The sequence below is a fragment of the Thioalkalivibrio sp. ALE25 genome (assembly GCF_000377285.1).
Classification (GTDB): domain Bacteria; phylum Pseudomonadota; class Gammaproteobacteria; order Ectothiorhodospirales; family Ectothiorhodospiraceae; genus Thioalkalivibrio.
This window is the reverse complement of record NZ_KB897930.1, coordinates 147316-170578: the sequence shown is the minus strand read 5'-3', so window position 1 is coordinate 170578 and position 23263 is coordinate 147316. Positions and strand designations below refer to the sequence as shown.

Below are 23263 nucleotides of genomic sequence, written 5' to 3'. Positions count from 1 at the left end.
GGCCAGCCCCTCGGTCCCTGCTTCGCAAGCGCGACCTAGCGGGCCGGCTTGCGGAAGCGGAAGATGCCCCAGGTCAGGTAGCCCGAGTTGCCGCCATCGACCCAGTGCTGCAGGCCCTGCTTCATGCGGTCGATGTAGTCCTGCGAGATGTAGTGCTTCAGCTCGTCCTCGCGGGACTCGAGCTCCTGCTTCACGCGGCCGTAGTGGGTCGCGATCTGGCTGGAATGCTCCTCGAAACCGACCTCTTCCAGACCCGCTGCCTTGGCCGCCTCACGGTAAAACTCGGGGCTAGCCAGCGAATCCAGATGGATGCGGGCGAGGATCGGGTCCAGCACGCCGTCCGGGCAATCGTCGGTCTGCATCGGATCGGTGAAGATCAGCCAGCCACCCGGCTTCAGCACTCGAGCGGCCTCCTGAATCACCTTCTTCTTGTTTTCGTTCTCGCTATGCAGGAACGAGTCTTCGGACCAAACCACGTCATAGGACGCGTCCGGCTCGTCGACCTTCTCGAAGCTGCCGTCGACCACGGTGATCTTGTGGTCCAGGTGGCGCGCCTTGTTGATCTCGCGGTCGCGCTCGTTTTCCTTCTCGGACAGGTTCAGCGCGGTGACTTCGCAGCCGTAGTTCTCGACCAGGTAGCGCGCGACACCGCCGTAACCGGCGCCCATGTCGAGCACGCGCCATTCCGGCTGCGGCTCGCCGAGCAGGTCGGACATATGGGCGACCGTGCGCCGGCTGGCGTCGCCGATCGGCTCGTCCTTGTACTCGTACAGCCCGATATGGAGGTCTTCACCGCCCCACACCATCTTGTAGAAGGTGTCGGCGTCCTCGCTGTTGTAATAGTCGCGAGCCGTCTCGACGACCTCGGAGTAGTTCTCGCTCATCGTTCCTCGCCCTCGATATAACGCTTGTCGGCAACGTGGATGAAGAAGTCGGGATCGGTCTCGCGATAGGTCTCCTGGAAGTCCCCGTAGGTCTCGATCTTCTGGAAACCGACCTCGCGCATCAGGCGGCGCACATAGGCCTTGCGCAGCGGGAACATGTTCAGGAAGTACTCGGAGCCATCCGGGAAGCGATACTGGAAGCGGGCCAGGCCTTCGTCGACATGGGCCGGCTGCACCTGCACGTCGTCGCCGCAGTAGTAGTAGGTGTGCTTGGACGAGTAGCCGTGGTCCATGATGGTGTCGTAGTTGCGCTGGTCGAGGATCAGCACGCCATCATGGTTCAGGGCGGAGTAGAACTCGGCCAGGGCCTTGCGGCGGTCATGTTCGTTGAACAGGTGGGTGAACGAGTTGCCCAGACAGACCACGGCGTCGTAACGGCCGTAGATATCGCGGTTGAGCATGCGCCAGTCGGCCTGCACGGTGCGCAGGATGTGCCCGCGCTTGCGGCCGTTCTCGAAGGCCTTGACGAGCATCTCCGGGGCGCCGTCGGCGGTCACCACGTCAAAGCCCGCTTCGCGCAGCTGTACGGAGTGAAAACCGGTACCGGCGGCCACGTCCAGCACGCGCTTGGCGCCACGCTTCTTCAGTTCCTCGATAAAGAAGGTGCCTTCGCTCTTGGCGCGGTTGTCCCAGTCGATCAGGTCGTCCCACTTGTCGACGAAACCGGTGGTGTACTCGTTGAGGTAGTTCTCGGTATCGCGACGTTCGGTCGGCTTGTCACCGAAATCCTGATCATTCTTGATGTTCGCTGCCATGCTGGTTCCTCTTGGCTTTTGCTGCTGTCGTAAGCGTGAACGGACGGCCCGCGGCCGATCCGTCGGCACAACACCCCGCAAACGCAGAGAACCGCGACCCCCGCATGTCCCGGCGGTCTCGCCATTCGCCCGATCCGCCCAGGCCAGGCCTGGTGTTCGGGTAGCAATGCAACGGGCGCGTTGTTCGCAGCGCCCGCTACCGGCCTGGCCGGTTCATCCTGCACATCCGGAGGGCTCTTCATTACCCGGATGCCGAGCCGTGGTCTGGCGGGCCCATCCCGCCTGGCTCGGGGATCGTTTACGGCGCCTCGCGCTGCGTCTGAACGCGGGCGTTGTGTCCGAAATCGTTTTTATACCCTGAAGGTTTTGCGCAAAAATTACAAGTTGAGCCCCAGCCCTCCCGCTGTGCCGCGGCCGGGTCGAAGCCGCCTCCACGGGCGTCACGCGTTCGATATAATGGCGGTTTTTGCAGCGATCCCGAGGCCCCGCATGACCCCCAGCCGCCCCATCCAGCGCGCCCTTTTGTCGGTCTCCGAGAAGACCGGCGTCGTGGAGCTTGCCCGCGCCCTGCACGAGCGCGGCGTGGAGCTTCTGTCCACCGGCGGCACGGCCCTTCTGCTGGCCGAAAACAACCTTCCGGTGACCGAGGTTTCCGCGCACACGGGCTTCCCCGAGATCATGGATGGCCGGGTCAAGACCCTGCACCCGCGCATCCACGGGGGCCTGCTGGGGCGGCGCGACATCGACTCCGCGGTGATGGCCGAGCAGGACATCCCCCCGATCGACCTGCTGGTGGTGAACCTCTATCCCTTCGAGGCGACCGTGGCCCGACCCGGGTGCAGCCTGGAGGATGCCATCGAGAACATCGACATCGGCGGGCCCGCGATGCTGCGTGCGGCGGCCAAGAACTACTGTGACGTGGCGGTGGCCACCAGCCCCGACCAGTACGGCGAGATCGCCGCGGCCATTGGTGACCAGGGCGAGGTGCCGCAGTCGCTGCGCTTCCGCCTGGCGGTCGCGGCCTTCGATCACGTCGCGCGGTACGACGCCGCGATCAGCAACTATCTGTCGGCCCTCGACGAGGACGGTGAAACGGCGCCCTTCCCCGGGCAGCTGAACGCCACCTTCGAGCGCGTCGAGACCCTGCGCTACGGCGAGAATCCGCACCAGCGCGCCGCGTTCTACCGCGATCCGCAGCCCACACCCGGCACCCTGGCCAGCTACCGCCAGCACCAGGGCAAGTCGCTGTCCTACAACAACCTGGCGGACGCCGATGCCGCCTGGGAATGCGTACGCCAGTTCGAGGCCGGGGCCTGCGTGATCGTCAAGCACGCCAACCCCTGCGGCGTGGCGGTCGCGCCGAGTCAGCTGATGGCCTACGAGCGCGCCTTCCAGACCGACCCGACCTCGGCCTTCGGCGGCATCATCGCCTTCAACCGCCCGCTGGACGGCGACACCGCGCATGCGATTGTCAGCCGCCAGTTCGTCGAGGTCGTGATCGCCCCCGAGATCACGCCGGGCGCGCTGCGCGCGCTGGCCACCAAGAAGAACGTCCGGGTACTGGAGATCCCGCCGGCGGGCGTTGGCCCGGGCCTGGACTACAAGCGCATCGGCGGCGGGCTGCTGGTCCAGGATGCGGACCGCGGCAGCCTGGCCGATGTGGAACTGAAGACCGTGACCGCGCGCGCGCCGTCGGAGCAGGAGATGAAGGACCTGTGCTTCGCCTGGCAGGTCGCCAAGTACGTCAAGTCCAACGCCATCGTCTATACCCGCGACCAGCAGACCATCGGGGTCGGGGCGGGCCAGATGAGCCGCGTGTACTCCGCGCGCATCGCCGGCATCAAGGCCGCGGACGAAGGCCTGCAGGTCGCCGGCTCGGTGATGGCCTCGGATGCCTTCTTCCCGTTCCGCGACGGCATCGACGCCGCAGCCGAGGCCGGTATCACCGCGGTGATCCAGCCGGGCGGCTCGATGCGCGATCAGGAGGTGATCGACGCCGCCAACGAGCACGACATCGCCATGCTGTTCACCGGCATGCGCCACTTCCGCCACTGAGGTCCTGATGAACGTACTGGTAATCGGCAACGGCGGGCGCGAACACGCGCTGGCGTGGAAGCTGGCGCAGTCGCCGCGCATCGAACGCGTCCTGGTGGCCCCCGGCAACGCGGGCACCGCGCGCGAGGCCAAGTGCGAGAACGTCGACGTCGGCGTCACCGACATCGACGCGCTGCTGGCCCTGGCCGAACGCGAGGCCATCGCGTTTACCGTGGTCGGCCCCGAGGCACCCCTGGTCGCCGGCGTGGTGGATGCCTTCCGCACCGCCGGCCGGCGCTGCTTCGGCCCCACGGCAAAGGCCGCGCAGCTCGAGGGCTCCAAGAGCTTCGCCAAGGACTTCATGCACCGCCACCACATCCCGACAGCCGCCTACGGCAGCTTCGAGGACGAACAGGCCGCGCTGGAGTTCATCGCCACCCACGGCGCGCCCATTGTGGTCAAGGCCGACGGCCTGGCCGCCGGCAAGGGTGTGATCCTCGCGCAGACCGAGGACGAGGCCCGCGCGGCGGTGCACGACATGCTGGCCGGCAACGCCTTCGGGGAGGCCGGGAACCGGGTCGTGATCGAGGAGTTCCTGACCGGCGAGGAGGCCAGCTTCATCTGCATGGTGGACGGCGAGCACGTGCTGCCGCTGGCCTCCTCGCAGGACCACAAGGCCCGCGACAACGGCGACCATGGCCCGAATACCGGAGGCATGGGGGCCTACTCGCCCGCCCCGGTGGTCACCGATGCGCTGCACGCGCGCATCCTGCGCGAGGTCATCGAACCGACCGTGCGCGGCATGGCCGCCGACGGCGAACGCTACACCGGCTTTCTGTATGCCGGCGTGATGATCGACGCCGCGGGCAACCCGAAGGTGCTGGAATTCAACTGCCGCTTCGGCGACCCCGAGACCCAGCCGATCCTCAGCCGCCTGGAATCGGACCTCAGCGAACTGGTCGAGGCGGCGCTGGACGGGCGTCTGGACGCGGTCGAGGCCCGCTGGGATGCGCGCGTAGCGCTGGGCGTGGTCCTGGCCGCCGGGGGCTATCCGGGGGACTACCGCAAGGGCGACGTCATCAGCGGCCTGGAGACCGTGGAGGCCGATCCCGACGCCCACGTGTTTCATGCCGGAACCGCCCGCGATGTCGAGGGTCGCATCGTGACCGCCGGCGGTCGCGTACTCTGCGTGGTCGGCCTCGGAGCCGACGTGAAGAGCGCGCAGAAAAAGGCCTACGCGGCCGTACACCAGATTCATTTCGACGATATATACTGCCGAACAGATATCGGCTATCGCGCCGTCGCCCGGGAAGGATAATTCCGGGCATCGGCGCTTCTACCCCCTTTCTGGAGATCCGCCCGATGGCCGCCCCCGAAGTGACCCACCTGCCCAACCTTCCCAACGATGTGGAGGGTCTGCGGCAGTCGATCCGCGATGCCGTGGTCCGCGTGGTCGGCGAGGACCCGCGCCAGGCCACCGAACGCGACTGGATGGAGGCCCTGGCCTTCGCCATCCGCGAACGCATGGTGGAGCGCCGCCTGCTGACTCGCCGGCAGTTCGCCGACGAGGACGTCAAGCGCGTCTACTACCTGTCGCTGGAATACCTGATCGGGCGCATGCTCGAGGCCAACCTGCGCAACATGGGCATCCTCGAGCCGGCCCGCCAGGCCATGGCCGATCTCGGCGTCGACCTCGACACCATTCTGGACCTCGAAGACGACGCGGCCCTGGGCAATGGCGGGCTGGGGCGCCTGGCCGCCTGCATCCTGGAGTCCCTGGCGACCCAGGGCTACCCCGGCTACGGCTACGGCATCCGCTACGAGTTCGGCATGTTCCGCCAGGAATTCGAGCCCTACCATCAGGTGGAACACCCGGACAACTGGCTGCGCTACGGCAACCCCTGGGAGTTCCCGCGCTCGGACCGCAAGTATCCGATCCACTTCTACGGCTACGTGGTCGAGCACCATCACCCAGATGGCTCCACCCGCTACACCTGGGAGGACGGCGAGGAAGTCCTGGCCATGGCCTACGACTACCCCACCGCGGGCTATGGCCGGCGCAACGTGAACAACCTGCGCCTTTGGGCGGCCAAGGCCACCCGCGACTTCGACCTGCGCTATTTCAATGAAGGCGACTACATCCGCGCGGTCGCGGACAAGGCGGAGTCGGAGACCATCTCGATGGTCCTGTACCCCAACGACGCCACCGCGATCGGCAAGGAACTGCGCCTGAAGCAGGAGTATTTCTTCGTCTCGGCCTCGCTGCAGGACATCATGGAGCGCCATCTGGCTCTGGACTACAGCCTCGACGCCCTGCCCGACAAGGTCGCGATCCAGCTGAACGACACCCACCCGGCGATCGCCGTCGCAGAGCTGATGCGCCTGCTGATGGACGAGCACGAGCTGCCCTGGGAACGCGCCTGGGAGCTGACCCGGCGCACCTTCGCCTACACCAATCACACCCTGATGCCCGAGGCCCTGGAGACCTGGCCGGTGGAGCTGATGGAACGCGTACTGCCACGCCATATGGGGATCATCTACCAGATCAACCATGGCTTCCTGGAGGAGGTACGCCACCGCTACCCGGGCGACAACGACCGCCTGGCGCGGCTGTCCATCATCGACGAGGAACACGGCCGTCGGGTCCGCATGGCCCACCTCGCGGTGGTGGGTTCGCACCGCGTCAACGGCGTGGCGGCGCTGCACACCCAGTTGCTGCAGGAGACCCTGTTCGAGGACTTCTACAACCTGTGGCCGGAGCGCTTCGTGAATGTCACCAACGGGGTGACCCCGCGCCTGTGGATGATCCAGTCCAACCCCGCGCTCACCGAACTGCTGGGCCAGCGCATCGGCGACGACTGGCAGTACGATCTGGATCGCCTGCGCGCGCTGGAACCCTACGCCCACGATGCCGACCTGCAGAAGGCCTTCATGGACGTGAAGCGCGCGAACAAGCAGCGCCTGGCGGACCTGGTGCGCGAGCGCACCGGCGTGGAGCTGAACCCGGACGTCATGTTCGACGTGCAGATCAAGCGCATCCACGAGTACAAGCGCCAGCTGCTGAAACTCCTGCACGTGGTGGACCTGTACCGCCGCATCCGCGCCGGCGAGGACATCCCGCCGCGCGTGGTGCTGTTCGGCGGCAAGGCCGCGCCGGGTTATGCCCGGGCCAAGGGCATCATCCAGGTGATCAACGAGGTCGCCGACATCGTCAACCATGACCCGGCCATCGGCGACCGCCTGAAGTGCGTGTTCTTCCCCAACTACGAGGTCAGTTCGGCGAGCATCATCATCCCGGCGGCGGATGTCTCCGAGCAGATCTCCACCGCCGGCTTCGAGGCTTCCGGGACCGGCAACATGAAGCTGGCGCTCAACGGCGCCCTGACCATCGGCACCCTGGACGGTGCCAACATCGAGATCCGGGACGCGGTGGGCGAGGACTCCATCTTCATCTTCGGCATGACCGCCGACGAGGTCGTCGAGCACCGCCGCCACGGCCCGTCCCCGGAGGCCATACTGGCCGGCCAGCCGGGCCTCGCCGCCGCAGTCGAGATGATCGAGTCCGGGTTCTTCACCTGCAACGACCCGGGCACCCACGCCGACCTCGGTCGCTACCTGCGCCAGGAAGATCCCTTCTTCGTGATCGCCGACTATGCGGCCTACGCCGAGGCCTGCGCGCGGGCGGACACCCTGTACGCCGACCGCGCCGCCTGGGCCGAGGCCGCCATCCTGAATGTCGCACGCATGGGGTATTTCTCGATCGACCGCACGGTGCGCGACTACGCCCGCGAGATCTGGGACATCACGCCGGAGCCGGTCGCCCCGTCGCGCACCAACGGCGCCGCCTGACGCGGCGGCGCGCGCTTAGAGTTTCCCTCAGGCCTCCGGCAATCCCAGGCGGCGCAGCCAGCCGTCGGGGTTGCCGGCGCACACCAGAAACTCGGGGTTCAACAGGCTCTCGCGCGTGTTGTAGCGAAGCTCCTGGCCCTGGAGGTCGGTCACCCGGCCGCCGGCCGCCCGCACCACCGCATGGGCCGCCGCGGTATCCCATTCGCTGGTGGGCCCCAGGCGCGGATAGATATCGGCGGCGCCCTCGGCCACCAGGCACAGCTTCATCGAGCTGCCCATGCTGACCAGCTCGTGCGGGCCCAGCCGGTCCAGCGCGAGCTTCAGGCGTTCCGCCCCGTGTGAACGGCTGCCCGCCACCACGGGATGATCCGTGCCGATGCGCTCGCTGGCGACCGCAATCGTGCGCGGGGCCTGGTCTTCGTCCCGCCGGATCGCCACCCCGTCGCAGTGCCCGGCATACAGCCGCTTGAGCACCGGACACCAGACCACGCCCAGGACCGGCTCGTGGTTGTGAATCAGCGCCACGTTCACGGTGAACTCGCCATTGCGCTTCACGAACTCGCGGGTCCCGTCGAGGGGATCGATCAACCAGTAGGTCGGCCACTGCCGACGCCGCGCGAAGGGCACGTCCTGCCCCTCCTCGGACAACACCGGCCAGTCCGGGTCGATATCCGACAGCCCGCCGACCAGGATACGGTGGGCGGCCAGATCCGCCTCGGTCAGCGGCGAGTGGTCGGCCTTCTCGGTGACCGCGAAACGGGTCTCGTAGAGCTCGAGAATGGCGTGGCCGGCCGCGTCGGCCAGGCTCGAAACCTCGTGCATCAGGGCAGTCAGGGCCGCATCCTTCGGCGGAGCATGCATGGGGAACTCCCGTTTTCCCGGAACATTCCCCCTAGCTTGGCAGGGTTGCGGCCCCGGGGGAACACCGGCACGCGCCAGGAGGCCTCTATCCGTCGAGGTAATCGCGCACCATGTACAGGGCGGCAATGGAACGCGCCTCGGTCAGGTCCTCGCGTGCAACCAGCTCCGTCAGGCGGTCCAGCGACCAGGGCACCACCTCGATCGCCTCCGGTTCGTCGCCCTCTGCGGTCTCGGGATAGAGATCCTCGGCCAGCACCAGATGCGTCTGGTGGGCCATGTAGCCGGGCGCCACGGTCAGCGCACCCAGGTGGGTCAGGCGGTGTCCGGCGTGCCCCACCTCCTCCATGATCTCCCGGTTGGCGGCGGCCAGGACGTCCTCGCCCGCCTCGATGCGGCCCTTGGGCAGGCCCAGCTCGTAGCGGTGGGTGCCCGCGGCGTATTCGCGGATCAGGAGGATTGTCCGGTCGGCCTGCACCGGGGCGATGATCACCGCACCATGGCCGCGGCTGACCAGGCGCTCAAAGCAGGTGCGCGCGCCATTGCTGAACTCGAGGTCCAGCTCTTCCACCTCGAACAGGCGACTGCTGGCGACCGTGCGTCGCCCCTGGACATCCGGCTTGTCTCGGCTCATGCGCCCTCCCGGGCGGTCAGTGGCTGTTGCGCAGACGCACCAGGGTCCGCAGTTCGCCCTCGAACAGGGTGTCGAACATGAACCCGTGATCGGAGGTCACCACCTCGAACCCGTCCTGCTCGGCCGGCTCGGTCTCCGCCAGGCGCAGATCCAGATCACCCCAGCTCACGGCCATGGTGACGCGCATCGGGAAATAGCCGTCGAGGAAGCGGCGAACGAACGGGCCGTTCTCCAGGCGATAGACGCCGTCCCCCTCGTGCTCGACGATCTTCATGCGCGCGGTCACACAGACCTCGGCGTCCTTCTCCACCCCGCGCAGATCCACACGATCGCCCTCGGCGCGCGCGGATTCGATGTTGCGGGTGGACTCGACCTGGAGTTCGTCGATGGTCGCCTCATTGTACACAATGACCATGCGCCGAATGGCCGCCACATCGTTGTGGCACTGGCGCAGATCGGCCCATCCGTCCTCCAGGGAGGAGGCCGTGATGCGGATCTGATTCTGGTGGTGATGCGGCGTCCGGTCCGGCTCCTCCAGCAGGAACGTCAGCTCCGGACTGGTCGTCTGGGTCTGGTCCGGGGAGACCGTCTCGCCCCACAGGGCATCATCCTCAAGCGGATCGTAGTCCGGATCATCCGGGTCCATCGCCAGGGTGGGGCCCGGCAGGGCCAGAAGCGCGGCAAGAAGGGGCGCGGGCAGAAACCGCACCTGGGGTACCATGAGAGCCATAACCAATCCCCTCGATCATGTGGCCGTCTGCTGTGGACCCGCAAAACCCCGAAAAAAATCCGCACGCCCCCGCGCTCGCCGTGGACTGGAGTCGCATCGACACCGTGCTGTTCGACATGGACGGCACGCTGCTCGACCTGCACTTCGACAACCGCTTCTGGCGCGAGCTGATCCCGCGGGAGTACATCCGCTGCCAGCCGGACGACCCTGAATGCGCACGCCGCCGCCTGGAGGACGAGATGCAGCGGGTGCGCGGCAAGCTGGAATGGTACTGCGTGGATCACTGGACGCGCTTCACCGGGCTGGACATCCTGGGCCTGAAACGCGAACTGGCCCATCATATCGCCCTGAAACCGCATGCCGATGCGTTGCTGGCCGCCCTGCAACGTGCCGGCCGACGGCGGGTGCTGGTGACCAATGCCCATCCGCAGGTCTACGCCTTCAAGCACCAGCTCACCCGCATCGGCGACCGCCTGGACACCATCGTCTCCGCCCACGATCTGGATTGCGCGAAGGAAGAGGCCGCGTTCTGGGAGCGCCTGCAGCGGGTCGCACCCCATGACCCGGAGCGCACCCTGCTGGTGGACGACAACCTGCTGGCGCTGGCGAGCGCCGCCGGGGCGGGCATCGCAGAGCTGCGCGGCATTCGATACCCGGACGAGCGCGGCGAGCCCATGCACTCGGAGGACTTCGTGCTGCTGGAGTCGCTCGCGGACCTGATGTCCGGCCTGCCCGCCGCGAGAGACCGGGCCGGCGATCCGGCAGCTACTTGACCGGGGTCGGCAGGTTGCGGATCAGGTCCAGACGGATCTGCACCGACCGGCCTTCGCACTCGCCATCCAGCCAGTGAAAACCCTCCGCCTCGCGCACTTCGCGGGGCGTTACCTTGCCCCACCAGGCTTGACTGGAACCGGGCTCGGCCCAGTTCAGTTGCAGGGTTTCGCCGGTGAGGATGGCGATCTCCAGACGCTCGGAGACATGGCGGGGAATGGCGGCATCGGTCATCGGGGTGCTTCGCGGTAGTCGGTCGGGTCGGGGATGCCGGCCGCGGCGAACGCGGCGCGCCGGGCCTGGCACTGCGGGCAGCGCCCGCAGTGGCGCGATTGTGCCAGAAGGCAGCTCCAGGTGCGGCGCCAGTCGATCCCCAGCGGATCCGTCGTGGCGATGATTTCCGCCTTCGACTGCTCGATCAGCGGCGCCTCGACCTGCAGATGCGGGACCAGGGTCCCGGCCAGCGCCGAGACCTGCTGCACGAACCCGGGCTGCGAACCCGGCCCATGCCCCTGATCCTCGCGGTTCAGGGCCAAAAGGATACGCCCGGCACCGTGGTGTTCGGCCAGGTTGACCGCCAGCGCCAGCACCAGCAGATTGCGCTGGGGCAACGGCACATGCCCGACCCAGTCGTTGCGCCGGGTGAAGGCCGCGCGCAGGGACTGCAGGTCCAGCGCGACGGGCGTCGCGCCGTAGACCCCGGCCAGATGCTCCACCGCCGCCCATTCGCGGACCGCATTGCGCTGGCCATAGTCGACCCAGACGGCGCGCAGCACCTGGCCGGCTGCATGGCACTGCGCCAGCAGGGCGCTGCTCTCGATGCCGCCGGAGAGCAGGAGGAGATCGGGGGATTCGGGCCGAACGGATTCCATTCGGGCACCATACCGCACAGCGCGAGTAGACGGAGACCACGCGGTGATTGAACAACTACGCAGCCACTGGCAGCGCCTGCTGGGCGCCGAACGCAGCGATCGCGCCGAGGGCGATCCCGAACAGCGCCTGCAGCGCGCCGCCGCGGCCCTGATCATGGAAGTCTGCCGCGCCGACTTCGAACTGCGCGCGGAGGAGCTCGAATCGGTACGTGGCAGCCTGATCGAGTTGTTCCGCCTGGACAACGATACCGCCGATGCGCTGCTGGAGATCGCGCAGGAGGAGAGCGACGCGCTGATCTCCATCCACCCGATGGTGCGCGAGGTCAATGCGGCCTTCGATGCCGAGCAGAAGGCCGACATACTGCGCGCCCTGTGGCGCGCCGCCTGGGCCAACCGCGACCTGCACAAACGTCAGGAGGCGGTCATCCGGCACCTCGCGGACCTGCTCTACGTGCCGCACGCCACCTTCATCCGGACCAAGCACGAGGTCCTAGGGAAACACTGATTCATGTACACGCTCGCGTTGGCACCCCAGGTTCTTCGAGACAAGGCGCGTCGTGCAGCGGGTAGTGGTTCTACCCGCAAGCGGCGCAACGCCGTATCGCGGAACCTGGGGTGCCAACCCCACAAACCATTCAATGCAGGGGCTCGGCCGCTTTTGCGCGCGCACAGCGTTGCGGTTCCCTTGTGCAGAATGACTGCACGGCAGTCACCGCGCCTTGTTCGCACGCAAAAGCGACTCGAGCGCGAGCGTATACATCAAGCAGTGTTTCCCTGGGCGATGCGGCCGATCCGGACTGACCGGGGCACGCACTGATGGGTGACCCGGGTACCCTGCTGGCCGCGCTGGCGGTGGGCATCCTCGGCGGCGTGCACTGCCTGGGGATGTGCGGCGGCATCGTCGGCGCAATCTCCATGGGCCACGGTCGCCGCGGGCCGGGGCTGGACCTGCTGCTGGCCTACAACCTCGGGCGCATGGCGAGCTATGTCGTTGCCGGGGCCCTGGCCGGGTGGCTGGGGGCCAGTCTGCTAGGCGGCCTGCCGGCCGGTCAGGCGATCCTGCAGGGCTTCGCCGCGGTCTTCCTGATCCTGCTCGGGTTCTATCTCGCCGGCTGGTGGCCGATCCTCGCGCGCCTGGAACAGGCCGGCGGGGTGCTGTGGCGGCGCATCGAACCGCTGGGGCGGCGCTTCCTGCCAGTGCGCCACGCCGGGCAGGCCCTGGTGGTCGGCGGGCTGTGGGGCTGGCTGCCCTGCGGGCTGGTGTACAGCGTGCTGGCCTGGTCACTGGGCGCCGGCGGGGCCCTGGAGGGCGCCGCGCTGATGGGTGCCTTTGCCCTGGGCACGCTGCCCAATCTGCTGCTGATGGGGGTGTTCGCCGCACGCCTGGCGGCCTTCGTGCGCCGCCCCTGGGTCCGCCGGATCGCCGGCGGCGGGGTCGCGCTGTATGGGGTCTGGATGCTGCTGAGTGTGGCGATGTGATCCCCCGCCCGGGCGGGCGGGGGATCATTCGGAAGGCCCCGGGCGGGGCTCAGTCCACGAAAAAGTCGCGCGAGAAGCGCACCGGCAGCACGCGTTCGCTGCCCGCCGGGGCGACATCGATCGCGAAGTCGAGGGTCTCGCCGCTGCGAACCGTCACCTCCGACAGGAAGTAGATGGCATCACCATCCTGGATCTCGCGGAAACGCAGGTTGCGCATCTGGTCGTTCATGTTGGTGGCCGACCCGGTGACCTCGGCGGAGACCGCCTGCAGACCGTTATCGCCCCGCTCCATCACGCTGACGTTGACCATCGCCCGGTTGGAACTGCGCCGCACGTCATAGGCCCGCGCGACTTCCGGCGACAGGAAGGTGGTGTTGATCACGTTGTAGTGGACGACGTAATTGTCGAACTCCGCCTCGTTGGCGGATGCGATCGAGCTGCCGAGAGCGACCGCCGCCAAAGCGACGAGAAAGCCGGTAAAGACCCGATGCACTCTTGCCATGGCTGACTCCTTTGCCTGATGGGGAAAGCGGGGCCCTGCGGAGACAGGCTCTCAGGTACCCCTGTCTTCGAGTCTAGCCGCTTTTGCTGCGATTGAAACCGGGGGTGGCGGCGCGCGTGCCGACCCCCGCTCGGCGGATTCAGAAAGAGCGGACGATAATCAGCAGGATATAGAGCCCGACCAGGGCAATCATCGGCGAAAAATCGATCGCACCGGTGTTCGGCAGGGCCCGGCGCAGCGGGCCGAGGATGGGACGGTTCACCGCGCCGGCCAGGCGCATGATGGGGTTGTTGGCGGCGCCGCCGCCCCCGGCCTGGATCCAGCTCATCACCACCTCGACGATCAGCGCGATGATGAAGACCCAGATCACGGTGGTCAGCAGCTCGCGGATCGCCACGGCCAGGATGAGCCCGAGCCCCACGTCCACGCCAACGATGAGCACGCGCAACCAGATCTCGATGAACTTGAGCACGATCATCAGCACGATCGCGGCGAGATCGACCCGCCCCACGGACGGAATCACCGGCCGCAGCACCCGCAGCGGCGGATCGGTCAGCATCACGATGGTCTGCGAGATCGGGTTGTAGTAGTCGGCCCGCACCAGGCCGAAGATCGTCCGCAGGATCAGCAGGATGATGTAGATCCCGAAGACAACGCTGACGAGGAAGATGGCGATCTCTTGTCCGGTTCCGGCGGCGGGCATGCGGGCTCCTTGCGGTGCAGCGAGTTAACCGCGCCCATTCTCCGGCAAGCCCGGCGGGATGCCAAGCTGTGACGCGTCCGGTGCGGCTTGCCGGTGCGGCTTGCCGGCGCGGCTCAGCCGCCGCGGCGGGCATCCATGCAGTCGCGCACCCGGGTGGCGATCTCCTCGATCGACAGCTCGGTCACGTCCAGGTGCGGGATCCGCCAGGTGTCGAAGAACTCCTGGATCGCCACGCATTCCGCCCGGCACTGCGCCAGACTCGCGTAGCGACTGTCGGGACGGCGCCCCTCGCGAATCTGCGCCAGGCGCTGTGGCGTAATGGTCAGGCCCACCAGTCGACCGCCGAGCCCCCGCAGCCCTTCGGGCATGTGCGGGATATCGCCCTGGTGCAGGTCCTCCGGGACCAGCGGGTAGTTGGCGGCAAACAGGGCGTAGTTCATCGCCAGATAGAGACTGGTGGGTGTCTTGCCGGAACGCGAGGCCCCCAGCAGCACGACGTCGGCGACCGACAGATCCTGAGTGGCCAGGCCATCATCATGGGCCAGGGTGTAGTTCAGCGCCTCGATGCGGCGGTCGTAGCGGCTGACGTCGCCCATGCCATGGGCCCGTCCGGACACGGACTGCGACGCGACCCCCAGCAGGCCCTCCAGTCGCTCCACCTGCTCGCCGAAGACATCGATCACCGGCACCGGGCAATGGCGCAGGTCGGCCCGCAGGTCGGCATTCGCCAGGGTGGCGACCACCAGGGCCGGCTGCGGACCGGCCTCGGCCCGGGCGAACACGCCGGCCAGGCGGCCGGGGGTCTGCACGAATGGCAGTCGGTGCCAGGCCGGGTCGACATCCGGAAACTGGGTGAACAGCGAGCGCGCCAGCGTCTCCGCGGTGATCCCGGTCCCGTCCGAAACCAGGTAGACCTGCGGGCACTGGGCGGCGGCATCAGCCATTACCGGGCTCCCGCCCCTGTGCGAGCTGTTCCCAGGTGGACAACAGCGAATCGGGGTTCAGCGACAGCGACTCGATGCCCTCGTTCATCAGCCAGGCCGCCAGCTCCGGATAGTCGGACGGGGCCTGGCCGCAGATACCGACGTACTTGTCGGCGCGACGGGCGGCCCGGATGGCCATACTCAGAAGCGCCTTCACCGCATCGTCGCGCTCGTCGAACGACTCCGCGACCAGCCCGGAGTCGCGGTCCACCCCCAGGGTCAGCTGGGTCAGATCGTTGGAGCCGATGGAGAAGCCGTCGAAATGCTCGAGAAAACGCGCCGCCAGCAGCGCGTTGGAGGGGATCTCGCACATCATCACGACCTTCAGGCCGTTCTCGCCGCGGCGCAGCCCCTCCTCGTCCAGCACCCGGATCACGTCCTCGGCCTCGGTCAGGGTGCGCACGAACGGGACCATGATCTGCACGTTGTCCAGGCCCATGTCGTCGCGCACCCGCCGCAGGGCCTCGCACTCCATCGCGAAGGCCGGACGGAAGGTCTCCGAGCGGTAGCGCGAAGCCCCGCGAAAGCCGAGCATGGGGTTTTCTTCCTGCGGCTCGTAGCCACGACCCCCGATCAGGTGGGCGTACTCGTTGGACTTGAAGTCCGACAACCGCACGATCACCGGCTCGGGCGCGAAGGCCGCCGCCAGCGTCGCGATGCCCTCGGACAGCTTGCGCACGAAGAACTCGCGCGGGCCGTCATCGAACCCGCGCAGACGCTCGGCAATGCGCTCCTGGACCTCGGCATCCAGGCGGCCCGGATCCTCGGCGTAGTCCAGCAGCGCCAGCGGGTGCACCCCGATGGTGCCGTTGATGATGAACTCCAGCCGCGCCAGGCCGATCCCCGCGTGTGGCAGTTGCGAGAAGGCGTAGGCGCGGCCGGGGTTGGCCACATTGAGCATCAGCTTGACCGGCAGCTCCGGCAGTTCGCCGATGTCGGTCTTCTTGACCTGGTATTCCAGCTTGCCCGGATACACGTGACCATCATCCCCCTCGGCGCAGGAGACGGTCGCCTGCATCCCGTCGGAGAGCACCTCGGTCGCATTGCCGCAGCCCACTACCGCCGGGATGCCCATCTCGCGGGCGATGATCGCCGCGTGGCAGGTACGCCCGCCGCGGTTGGTGACGATCGCGGCGGAGCGCTTCATGATCGGTTCCCAGTCCGGATCGGTCATGTCCGCGACCAGGATGTCGCCCTCCTCCATGGTGTGCATGGCATCCGGGGAATCCAGCACGCGCACGACACCGGCCCCGATCTTCGCGCCGATCGCCCGGCCGGTGACCAGCGGCTCCGCCTCGTGCGGCGCCAGTTCGTAGCGCTCGCCCGCGCCCAGCTCGACGCGACTCTCCACGGTCTCCGGGCGCGCCTGCACGATAAACAGCTCGCCGGTCTCTCCGTCCTGCGCCCACTCGATGTCCATCGGCCGGCCGTAGTGCTGCTCGATCGCCACCGCAAAGCGCCCGAGCTGCTCGGCGTCGGCATCCGACAGGCAGAAGCGCTGGCGCAGGTCCTCCGGGGTGTCCTCGGTGCGCGTGCCATCCCCGGTCAGCACCATGCGCACCGCCTTGGTGCCGAGGGTGCGGCCGATGATGGCGCGCTTGCCGGCCGCCAGCGCCGGCTTGTAGACCTGATACTCGTCGGGATTCACCGCGCCCTGCACCACCGTCTCGCCCAGGCCCCAGGCCCCGGTAATGAACACCGCATCACGAAAGCCGCTCTCGGTATCCAGCGTGAAGATCACACCGCTGGCGCCGACGTCGGAGCGCACCATGCGCTGGATACCGGCCGACAGCGCGACCTCGTCATGGGCGAAACCGTTGTGCACGCGATAGGCAATGGCGCGGTCGTTGTACAGGCTGGCAAAGCACTCGCGCAGCCGCTGCAGCAGGGCATCGATGCCGCGCACGTTGAGAAAGGTCTCCTGCTGCCCGGCGAACGAGGCCTCGGGCAGGTCCTCGGCGGTCGCCGAGGAGCGCACCGCTACCGGGACCTCGTCCCCCAGTTGCGCGTAGTGTTCGCGCACCGCCTGTTCCAGCTCGGCCGGCAGTTCGGCCTGCTCGATCCAGCCGCGCACCTCGCGCCCGGCGGCGCGCAGCGCCTCGATGTCGTCGATATCCAGATCCGCCAGGCGCGCCTTGATCCGTTCATCCAGACTGTCCTTCGCCAGCAGGGCGCGATAGGCATCCGCGGTGGTGGCAAACCCGCCCGGCACGCGCACCCCGGCCGCGCCCAGCTGTCCGAGCAGCTCCCCCAGAGACGCATTCTTGCCGCCCACCTTCGCGACATCGTTCATGGTCAGGTCGGCGAGATCGACTACCCAGTGCATGGCGACTCCTGGACTGCGGTGACCGGCCGGCACGAAGACGGCCGCGGGTTTGTGAACCCCTTAACAGGGGTGAACCACTATGATCAGCTAGACTTCGATGTTTTGTAACCTTCAGGAGACTGCGTGACTGCCCCAGCCGCCCGTCGTTCCAGCTTAACCCACTCCATCCTGCCGACCATGCTGCTCGGCTTGGCGTTCCTCGCGCAATCCGCCGTGGCCCACGAATCGGGCCCGTCCATGGCCATCCTGGGCACGGTGGAGGACGTACAGATCGTCGAGGAAGACGTCGTACTGGAGGCACGCATGGACACGGGTGCGACCTCCTCCTCGCTGAACGCACTGAACAAGGAGCGCTTCGAAAAGGACGGCGAGGACTGGATCCGCTTCGAGATCATCGATCCGGAAGACGAGGACGCCCGCATCACCCTCGAGCGCCCGATCGAACGGATCGTCCGTATCCGGCGCCACAGCGGCGAGTCGCAGGAGCGCCCGGTCGTGCGCATGGAGTTCTGCATTGGCAACCAGCTCCTGACCGCCGACACCAGCCTGATCGACCGCACGGCACTGACCTATCAGGCCCTGATCGGTCGCAGCCACATGGCCGGCCATATCCTGGTCGATTCCGGCGAGAAACACCTGCGCGCGCCCGACTGCGCGGCGGATGACCAGTGAAGCGCTTTCACCTGCCGATCCTGATCGTGCTGCTGAGCGCGGTCGGGCTCGGGGTCTTCGCCTACAAGGTCAGCGCGCTGGGCATGCCCCTGCAGCCGGACGCCACCGCCGAGACCTGGCAGGTGGAGGCACGGGTGCGCTATCAGCCCACCGGCGGCGCAGCCACGGTGGAGCTGCGCATCCCGCATCGCCTGCCCAATTTCTCCATTCTGGACGAAGGCTTCGTCTCGCGCGGCTACGGCCTGAACTCCATTACCCAGGCCGAGGATCGCCTGGCCCAGTGGACCACCCGCCAGCCACGCGGTGAACAGGTTCTCTACTACCGCGCCACGCTCTATCGCGACGGCAACGACCGCTCCGAGTCGGAGTACCCCGGGCCGGTGGCCGTACCCGACTGGACCGAGCCCTTCCGTTCCGCCGCCGATGCCCTGATCGACGACGTACGCGGCCGTTCCTCGGATATCCAGAGCTTTGCCTCGGTGCTGGTCAATGACCTCGCCAACGCCGCCCCCGCATCCAACGCGGCGGTGTTCATCGAGAGCGACGACAACCGCACGCGCCGCACCGAGACCCTGATCGAACTGCTGGCCACCGCGCGGATCCCCGCGCGCCAGGTGACGGCCCTCCGGCTGGTCGATGGCCGCCGCGACATCGAGCCGCAGACCTGGCTGGAGGTCCACAACACCCGGCGCTGGGTCCCCATCGACCCGGAGACCGGCGAGATCGAGTATCCCGCGGACGTAGTCGTCTGGTCGCACGGCAGCGCCCCGCTGCTCGAGGTATCCAATGGCGAGGCCGCCGAGGTCCGGTTCGCGGTCTCGCGCGGGGTGCAGGATGCCCTGGCGACCATCCAGCGCTTCGGCGACACCCTGGACACCCGCATCCTCGACTTCTCCACCCTGAACCTGCCGCTGGGCACGCAGAACACCTACCGCGTGCTGCTGATGGTGCCTCTGGGTGCGATGATCATCGTGTTCCTGCGCAACGTGATCGGCATCCAGACCTTCGGCACCTTCATGCCGGTGCTGATCGCGCTGTCCTTCCGCGAAACCCAGCTGCTGGCGGGGATCATCCTGTTCACCCTGATCGTCGCACTGGGCCTGGCCGTGCGCTTCTACCTGGAGCACCTGCGGCTGCTCCTGGTGCCCCGTCTGGCCGCGGTCGTCAGCGTGGTCATCATGCTGATGCTCGGGATCAGCGTGCTGTCACATCAACTGGGCTTCGAGCGGGCCCTGGCGCTGTCGCTGTTCCCCATGGTCATCCTCGCCATGACCATCGAGCGCATGTCGGTCGTATGGGAGGAGCACGGGCCGGCCGACGCCATTACCCAGGGCATCGGCAGCCTGGTCGTGGCGGCCGCCGCCTACGGCCTGATGGCCAACCGTCAGCTGGAGCACCTGCTGTTCGTGTTCCCGGAACTGCTGCTGGTGCTGCTGGCCGTGACCCTGCTGCTCGGGCGTTACACCGGCTACCGCCTGACGGAACTGTTCCGCTTCGGCCGTATCCAGGACGCGATGCGGAGGCCCGACTGATGCCGGCCTGGTTCCCGCGCTTCGTGCGCCCGAAGCTGCTGAAGGAACAGGGCATCGTGGGCATGAACGCCCGCAATGCCCGCTACATCGCGGCCTGGAACTCCCGGCGCTTCTACCCGCGGGTGGACGACAAGCTGCAGACCAAAAAACTGGCGCTGGATGCCGGCTTGTCGGTGCCCGATCTCTACGGGGTCGTGCGCACCCACCGCCAGATCCGCGACGTACGCCGCCAGCTGCGGGACTACGAAGACGGCTTTGTGATCAAGCCAGCGCATGGCGCCGCGGGCGACGGCATCCTGGTGATCGAGGGCTGGCGCGGCGACCGGCCGCGCCGGGCGGGCGGCCGCGCCATGGAGCTGAGCGAGCTGGACGACCACATCTCCAACATCCTGTCAGGGATGTACAGCCTGGGCGGGCGCCCGGACGTCGCCATGATCGAACAGCGGGTGCGTTTTTCCTCGGTGTTCGACGCGGTCTCGCACCGGGGCGTGCCGGACATCCGCACGGTCGTCTATCGCGGCTACCCGGTCATGGCGATGATGCGCCTGCCGACCCAGGACTCCGACGGCAAGGCCAACCTGCACCAGGGCGCGGTCGGCACGGGCATCGACCTGGGCTCCGGCCGGACCATCGGCGGGGTGCGCTACAACAAGCCCTGCCGCGAACACCCTGACAGCGAGCAGAGCATCGTCGGTCTGCAGATTCCTGACTGGGGCCAGCTGATGGAGCTCGCCGCGGGCTGCTTCGAGCTGAGCCAGCTCGGCTACCTGGGAGTGGACGTGGTCATCGACGCCGACCGCGGACCGCTGATCCTGGAGCTCAATGCTCGCCCGGGGCTCGCCATCCAGATCGCCAATGGCGAGGGCCTGGACCACCGCATCACGGCCGTGGACGCGCACATGGTGGCGCGCGAGACCGAACCGGCGGCCGACCGCGCCCGCTGGTCCGCCGAGATCTTCGCCCGTCCCGACGCCACGCGCCCCGAACAGCCCGACCCGGAGCCCGCGGCCGATGCCGAACCCGCCTGATGCCCGGGGCGGTTACGGACGCGATGAGTGTTTGGGCTATGCTAGGCGCATGACTGCCGCCGCCGAGACCCAGACGCCGGACATCGAACAGGCCCTTGCCGACGCCGAACGCGTCTGTGCCCGCCAGGGTGCGCGCCTGACCGAGCAGCGCCGGCGCATCCTCGAACAGATCCTGCGCACCGAGGGCGTGATCAAGGCCTACGACCTGATCCACGCCCTGTCCTCCGACGATCACAGCATCAAGCCGCCGACGGTCTACCGCACCCTGGCCTTCCTGCTGGAGCAGGGGCTGATCCACCGCATCGAGAGCCTCAATGGATTCGTCGCCTGCTCGCATCCCGGGGAGCGCCACGAATCCGCGCTGATGATCTGCGACGGCTGCGGCCAGATCACCGAGTTCCACACCCCGGAACCGGCCAGCCGCGCACTGGAAGAGGAGGCCGAGGTACAGGACTTCGCTATCGAGTCGCGCATGGTGGAACTGCACGGCCAGTGCGGCGACTGCCGTCGGAGTCAGCAGGACCGCGCCTGACACCGCCCCACCCTCTCAGCCCGCTTGCTCCACCTTCCTGTGACCGCTGGCTCAGCCACCCTTGAAGCGTTCCCACCGATCCTGCGAGCGGATACCCGACTGGTCGTGCTGGGTAGCTTTCCCGGCGTGGCGTCGCTGGAGGCCCGGGCCTACTACGCCCACCCGCGCAACCAGTTCTGGCCCATTGTCGGGCAGATCCTCGGCGAACCCTTCCCGGAGCTGGACTACCCGGATCGCATCCAGCGCCTGCTCGACCACGGCGTGGGCCTCTGGGACGTCTACGGGGCCTGCTCGCGCGAGGGGAGCCTGGACAGCGCCATCCGCGAACCGGTCCCCAACGATCTGGCCCGCCTGACCCGCGAGGCCCCGGGCCTGCGCGTGATCATCCACAACGGCGCCGAGAGCGCGCGACGCATCCACGAGACCCGCGCCCTAAACGTCGAGGCCCTGCGCCTGCCTTCCACCAGCCCGGCCAACGCCCGCCTGAACCTGACCGAAAAGCTGGAGCCCTGGCGCGCGGCGTTCGCCCGCGCGGGCCTCCCCCGAGACCGATCCGCCACAAGCTGACTGGCTGGAACGGGGTTGAACCCAGAGTTGTTATTGTATAACGTTCATGCCTTGACGTTACGCTATAACAACTCACCTTCATCGGCGGACCCACTGATCCTGGCTGCAGTCTGCCGTGCAACAAGGAGCTCGACATGTCCCGCGCCCCATACGCCCGCCCCGTCCTTGCCGGACTCACCGCCCTGACCCTCGCCGCCCCCGGGGCCGCTGCCGCGCAATGGAGCGCCCAGTCCGAAGACCGTTCCTGGGGTCTGGACGTTTCGCTGATCCTGGAAGGCGTCTACTACAACGAACTCTCGCACGGGATCGACGAACCCGCCGGCTTCGACGATGGCCACGACCACGGCCATGGTCACGACCACGGACACGATCATGGCTTCGACGACGGATTCAACCTGGGCCACAGCGAGCTGGTCTTCCAGGCCAACCTGGGCGACCTGTTCGACGGCGTGCTGATGCTCGGCTTCGACGACAGCGACATCGAAGTCGAAGAGGCCTACCTGACTACCCGCGCCCTGCCCGGCGGCTTCCAGATCAAGGCCGGTAAGTTCCTGTCCGATATCGGGTACATCAACAGCCGCCACGGCCACGACTGGGACTTCGTCGACCGTCCGCTGGTAAACGAGTACATCTTCGGCGACCACGGCCTCCAGGAAACCGGCGTCCAGGCCACCTGGGTCGCACCGACCGAGGCCTACACCCAACTCGGGGTGGAACTGCTGCAGGGCGAAACCAGCGGAATCGCCAACTACGAGGGTAGTCAGTCGGCGCTCAACGGTCAGGAACGCATTCTTCGGGACCGCTCCGGCCCGCGCCTGGTCACCGCCTTCGCCAAGTTCGGCCCGGATCTTGGCCCTGACCACGCCGCGCAGTTCGGCGTCTCCGGTGGCTACGCCCGCAGCTATCAGGTGACGGACGAGCACTCCACCCGCTTCGAGGACTGGGACGGCAGCGCCTGGTTCGCCGGCCTGGATGCCGTCTACAAGTACAGCGCCGGGCGCGCCTACGGCCATGGCGACTGGCGGCTGCAGGGCGAGTACTTCTACCGCGAAATCGACGTCGACCGCCGTGACGTGAACTTCGAGGCAGACGGCAATGGCCCCGTGGGTTTCGTGCGCAACGAGCAAAGCTTCAAGAACAAGCAGGACGGTATCTACGTCCAGGGCGTCTACGGCTTTGCCCCGCGCTGGGAGGCCGGTCTTCGCGCCGAGGCCCTTGGCCTGACCAACGACGTCGGCCGCGGCGACGGCGACTCCTTCGGTACCTCCTATCGCCACTCCGCCCAGGTCACTTTCCGCCCGGTGGAGCCGGTGTTCCTGCGCGCCCAGCTGTCGCAGAATGACTTCATCGATGACGACGGCCACCGCGACCGCGGGCTGGAGTTCATGCTGCAGCTGAACGTAGCCCTCGGCGCCCACGGCTCCCATCGCTTCTGATGCCCACTCGCGCGGGCCCGCCCGGGCCCGCTCGCTTCCGCCCGTGTCGGCCAATC

Annotated in this window: 23 protein-coding genes; 12 read left to right on the top strand and 11 right to left on the bottom strand. The window is 67.6% G+C overall.

Features of this window, described 5'->3' with window-relative positions; genetic code table 11:
* Positions 1–35: 35 nt before the first annotated feature.
* Positions 36–884: a methyltransferase domain-containing protein gene (locus tag C996_RS0106875; RefSeq protein ID WP_018866716.1), complete on the bottom strand. Its 849-nt coding sequence runs from the start codon at positions 882–884 to the stop codon at positions 36–38.
* Positions 881–1699, bottom strand: coding sequence for a class I SAM-dependent methyltransferase (locus C996_RS0106870; RefSeq protein ID WP_018866715.1), 819 nt, complete (start codon positions 1697–1699; stop codon positions 881–883). Before C996_RS0106870 ends, C996_RS0106875 begins: the two co-directional genes overlap by 4 nt.
* Positions 1700–2188: 489 nt before the next feature.
* Between C996_RS0106870 and purH the strand changes: the two genes are divergently transcribed.
* From purH to C996_RS0106855, 3 genes are read left to right on the top strand one after another with little or no spacing between them, the layout of a single operon-like run.
* Positions 2189–3754 carry a bifunctional phosphoribosylaminoimidazolecarboxamide formyltransferase/IMP cyclohydrolase gene (purH, locus tag C996_RS0106865; RefSeq protein ID WP_018866714.1) on the top strand — a complete coding sequence of 522 codons (1566 nt, stop codon included), beginning with the start codon at positions 2189–2191 and terminating at the stop codon, positions 3752–3754.
* 7 nt (positions 3755–3761) lie between these two features.
* Positions 3762–5051, top strand: coding sequence for a phosphoribosylamine--glycine ligase (gene purD, locus C996_RS0106860; protein WP_018866713.1), 1290 nt, complete (start codon positions 3762–3764; stop codon positions 5049–5051).
* A 44-nt stretch (positions 5052–5095) separates the two neighbouring features.
* Entirely contained in the window at positions 5096–7582 is a 2487-nt protein-coding gene (locus C996_RS0106855) for a glycogen/starch/alpha-glucan phosphorylase (RefSeq protein ID WP_018866712.1), read from the top strand.
* A 27-nt stretch (positions 7583–7609) separates the two neighbouring features.
* On the opposite strand, the gene cysQ is transcribed toward C996_RS0106855, so the two are convergent.
* The 3 genes from cysQ to C996_RS0106840 form a co-directional block, all read right to left on the bottom strand.
* Positions 7610–8443 (bottom strand): 3'(2'),5'-bisphosphate nucleotidase CysQ, encoded by an 834-nt coding sequence (gene cysQ, locus C996_RS0106850; protein ID WP_018866711.1) that lies wholly within the window; start codon positions 8441–8443, stop codon positions 7610–7612.
* An 85-nt stretch (positions 8444–8528) separates the two neighbouring features.
* Positions 8529–9074, bottom strand: coding sequence for an ADP compounds hydrolase NudE (gene nudE, locus C996_RS0106845; RefSeq protein WP_018866710.1), 546 nt, complete (start codon positions 9072–9074; stop codon positions 8529–8531).
* Between the two features lie 16 nt (positions 9075–9090).
* Positions 9091–9804: an alpha/beta hydrolase gene (locus tag C996_RS0106840; protein WP_081601992.1), complete on the bottom strand. Its 714-nt coding sequence runs from the start codon at positions 9802–9804 to the stop codon at positions 9091–9093.
* Between the two features lie 32 nt (positions 9805–9836).
* Here C996_RS0106840 and C996_RS0106835 point away from each other — a divergent pair, with 32 nt between their 5' ends.
* On the top strand, positions 9837–10577 hold the full coding sequence (locus C996_RS0106835) for an HAD family hydrolase (protein WP_051076898.1): 741 nt from the start codon (positions 9837–9839) through the stop codon (positions 10575–10577).
* On the opposite strand, the gene C996_RS0106830 is transcribed toward C996_RS0106835, so the two are convergent.
* Complete coding sequence (locus tag C996_RS0106830; protein ID WP_018866708.1) at positions 10570–10809, bottom strand: hypothetical protein; 240 nt, start codon at positions 10807–10809, stop codon at positions 10570–10572. The two genes, C996_RS0106835 and C996_RS0106830, sit on opposite strands and share 8 nt — an antisense overlap.
* Positions 10806–11447, bottom strand: coding sequence for a 7-cyano-7-deazaguanine synthase (locus C996_RS0106825; RefSeq protein ID WP_018866707.1), 642 nt, complete (start codon positions 11445–11447; stop codon positions 10806–10808). The genes C996_RS0106830 and C996_RS0106825 overlap by 4 nt, the downstream gene beginning before the upstream one ends.
* Positions 11448–11490: 43 nt before the next feature.
* Here C996_RS0106825 and C996_RS0106820 point away from each other — a divergent pair, with 43 nt between their 5' ends.
* Both C996_RS0106820 and C996_RS0106815 read left to right on the top strand, forming a co-directional pair.
* Positions 11491–11952 (top strand): TerB family tellurite resistance protein, encoded by a 462-nt coding sequence (locus C996_RS0106820; RefSeq protein WP_018866706.1) that lies wholly within the window; start codon positions 11491–11493, stop codon positions 11950–11952.
* A gap of 311 nt (positions 11953–12263) precedes the next feature.
* Complete coding sequence (locus tag C996_RS0106815; RefSeq protein WP_018866705.1) at positions 12264–12926, top strand: sulfite exporter TauE/SafE family protein; 663 nt, start codon at positions 12264–12266, stop codon at positions 12924–12926.
* 49 nt (positions 12927–12975) lie between these two features.
* Here the strand turns inward: C996_RS0106815 and C996_RS0106810 are convergent, their stop codons facing one another.
* The 4 genes from C996_RS0106810 to ppsA all read right to left on the bottom strand — a co-directional run bounded on the left by C996_RS0106810 (position 12976) and on the right by ppsA (position 17440).
* Positions 12976–13428, bottom strand: coding sequence for a DUF4426 domain-containing protein (locus tag C996_RS0106810; RefSeq protein WP_018866704.1), 453 nt, complete (start codon positions 13426–13428; stop codon positions 12976–12978).
* Between the two features lie 139 nt (positions 13429–13567).
* On the bottom strand, positions 13568–14131 hold the full coding sequence (locus C996_RS0106805) for a YggT family protein (protein ID WP_018866703.1): 564 nt from the start codon (positions 14129–14131) through the stop codon (positions 13568–13570).
* A 113-nt stretch (positions 14132–14244) separates the two neighbouring features.
* A complete protein-coding gene (locus C996_RS0106800) occupies positions 14245–15075 on the bottom strand; it encodes a pyruvate, water dikinase regulatory protein (RefSeq protein WP_018866702.1) in 831 nt (276 codons plus the stop codon).
* Positions 15068–17440, bottom strand: coding sequence for a phosphoenolpyruvate synthase (gene ppsA, locus C996_RS0106795; protein WP_018866701.1), 2373 nt, complete (start codon positions 17438–17440; stop codon positions 15068–15070). The genes C996_RS0106800 and ppsA overlap by 8 nt, the downstream gene beginning before the upstream one ends.
* A 177-nt stretch (positions 17441–17617) precedes the next feature.
* Here ppsA and C996_RS13775 point away from each other — a divergent pair, with 177 nt between their 5' ends.
* The 6 genes from C996_RS13775 to C996_RS0106765 all read left to right on the top strand — a co-directional run bounded on the left by C996_RS13775 (position 17618) and on the right by C996_RS0106765 (position 23207).
* Positions 17618–18112 carry an ATP-dependent zinc protease gene (locus C996_RS13775; RefSeq protein ID WP_051074887.1) on the top strand — a complete coding sequence of 165 codons (495 nt, stop codon included), beginning with the start codon at positions 17618–17620 and terminating at the stop codon, positions 18110–18112.
* On the top strand, positions 18109–19644 hold the full coding sequence (locus C996_RS0106785; RefSeq protein WP_018866699.1) for an inactive transglutaminase family protein: 1536 nt from the start codon (positions 18109–18111) through the stop codon (positions 19642–19644). Before C996_RS13775 ends, C996_RS0106785 begins: the two co-directional genes overlap by 4 nt.
* Entirely contained in the window at positions 19644–20672 is a 1029-nt protein-coding gene (locus C996_RS0106780; RefSeq protein ID WP_018866698.1) for an alpha-L-glutamate ligase-like protein, read from the top strand. Before C996_RS0106785 ends, C996_RS0106780 begins: the two co-directional genes overlap by 1 nt.
* 49 nt (positions 20673–20721) lie before the next feature.
* A complete protein-coding gene (locus C996_RS0106775; RefSeq protein WP_018866697.1) occupies positions 20722–21204 on the top strand; it encodes a Fur family transcriptional regulator in 483 nt (160 codons plus the stop codon).
* Positions 21205–21243: 39 nt separating this feature from the next.
* Positions 21244–21771, top strand: coding sequence for a DNA-deoxyinosine glycosylase (locus C996_RS0106770; RefSeq protein WP_081623685.1), 528 nt, complete (start codon positions 21244–21246; stop codon positions 21769–21771).
* 134 nt (positions 21772–21905) lie between these two features.
* Positions 21906–23207 carry a TonB-dependent receptor gene (locus tag C996_RS0106765; protein ID WP_018866695.1) on the top strand — a complete coding sequence of 434 codons (1302 nt, stop codon included), beginning with the start codon at positions 21906–21908 and terminating at the stop codon, positions 23205–23207.
* The last annotated feature ends 56 nt before the right edge of the window (positions 23208–23263 follow it).

Bases quoted from the DNA above. Each gene is read 5' to 3' on its own strand.
- C996_RS0106775 (WP_018866697.1), top strand. From the start codon at position 20,722: ATGACTGCCGCCGCCGAGACCCAGACGCCGGACATCGAACAGGCCCTT.
- C996_RS0106765 (WP_018866695.1), top strand. From the start codon at position 21,906: ATGTCCCGCGCCCCATACGCCCGCCCCGTCCTTGCCGGACTCACCGCC.
- C996_RS0106855 (WP_018866712.1), top strand. From the start codon at position 5,096: ATGGCCGCCCCCGAAGTGACCCACCTGCCCAACCTTCCCAACGATGTG.
- C996_RS0106825 (WP_018866707.1), bottom strand. From the start codon at position 11,447: ATGGAATCCGTTCGGCCCGAATCCCCCGATCTCCTCCTGCTCTCCGGC.
- C996_RS13775 (WP_051074887.1), top strand. From the start codon at position 17,618: ATGCTGCTCGGCTTGGCGTTCCTCGCGCAATCCGCCGTGGCCCACGAA.
- C996_RS0106840 (WP_081601992.1), bottom strand. From the start codon at position 9,804: ATGGCTCTCATGGTACCCCAGGTGCGGTTTCTGCCCGCGCCCCTTCTT.
- cysQ (WP_018866711.1), bottom strand. From the start codon at position 8,443: ATGCATGCTCCGCCGAAGGATGCGGCCCTGACTGCCCTGATGCACGAG.
- C996_RS0106815 (WP_018866705.1), top strand. From the start codon at position 12,264: ATGGGTGACCCGGGTACCCTGCTGGCCGCGCTGGCGGTGGGCATCCTC.
- C996_RS0106800 (WP_018866702.1), bottom strand. From the start codon at position 15,075: ATGGCTGATGCCGCCGCCCAGTGCCCGCAGGTCTACCTGGTTTCGGAC.
- C996_RS0106805 (WP_018866703.1), bottom strand. From the start codon at position 14,131: ATGCCCGCCGCCGGAACCGGACAAGAGATCGCCATCTTCCTCGTCAGC.
- C996_RS0106830 (WP_018866708.1), bottom strand. From the start codon at position 10,809: ATGACCGATGCCGCCATTCCCCGCCATGTCTCCGAGCGTCTGGAGATC.
- C996_RS0106810 (WP_018866704.1), bottom strand. From the start codon at position 13,428: ATGGCAAGAGTGCATCGGGTCTTTACCGGCTTTCTCGTCGCTTTGGCG.
- ppsA (WP_018866701.1), bottom strand. From the start codon at position 17,440: ATGCACTGGGTAGTCGATCTCGCCGACCTGACCATGAACGATGTCGCG.
- purD (WP_018866713.1), top strand. From the start codon at position 3,762: ATGAACGTACTGGTAATCGGCAACGGCGGGCGCGAACACGCGCTGGCG.
- C996_RS0106780 (WP_018866698.1), top strand. From the start codon at position 19,644: ATGCCGGCCTGGTTCCCGCGCTTCGTGCGCCCGAAGCTGCTGAAGGAA.
- C996_RS0106870 (WP_018866715.1), bottom strand. From the start codon at position 1,699: ATGGCAGCGAACATCAAGAATGATCAGGATTTCGGTGACAAGCCGACC.
- C996_RS0106875 (WP_018866716.1), bottom strand. From the start codon at position 884: ATGAGCGAGAACTACTCCGAGGTCGTCGAGACGGCTCGCGACTATTAC.
- purH (WP_018866714.1), top strand. From the start codon at position 2,189: ATGACCCCCAGCCGCCCCATCCAGCGCGCCCTTTTGTCGGTCTCCGAG.
- nudE (WP_018866710.1), bottom strand. From the start codon at position 9,074: ATGAGCCGAGACAAGCCGGATGTCCAGGGGCGACGCACGGTCGCCAGC.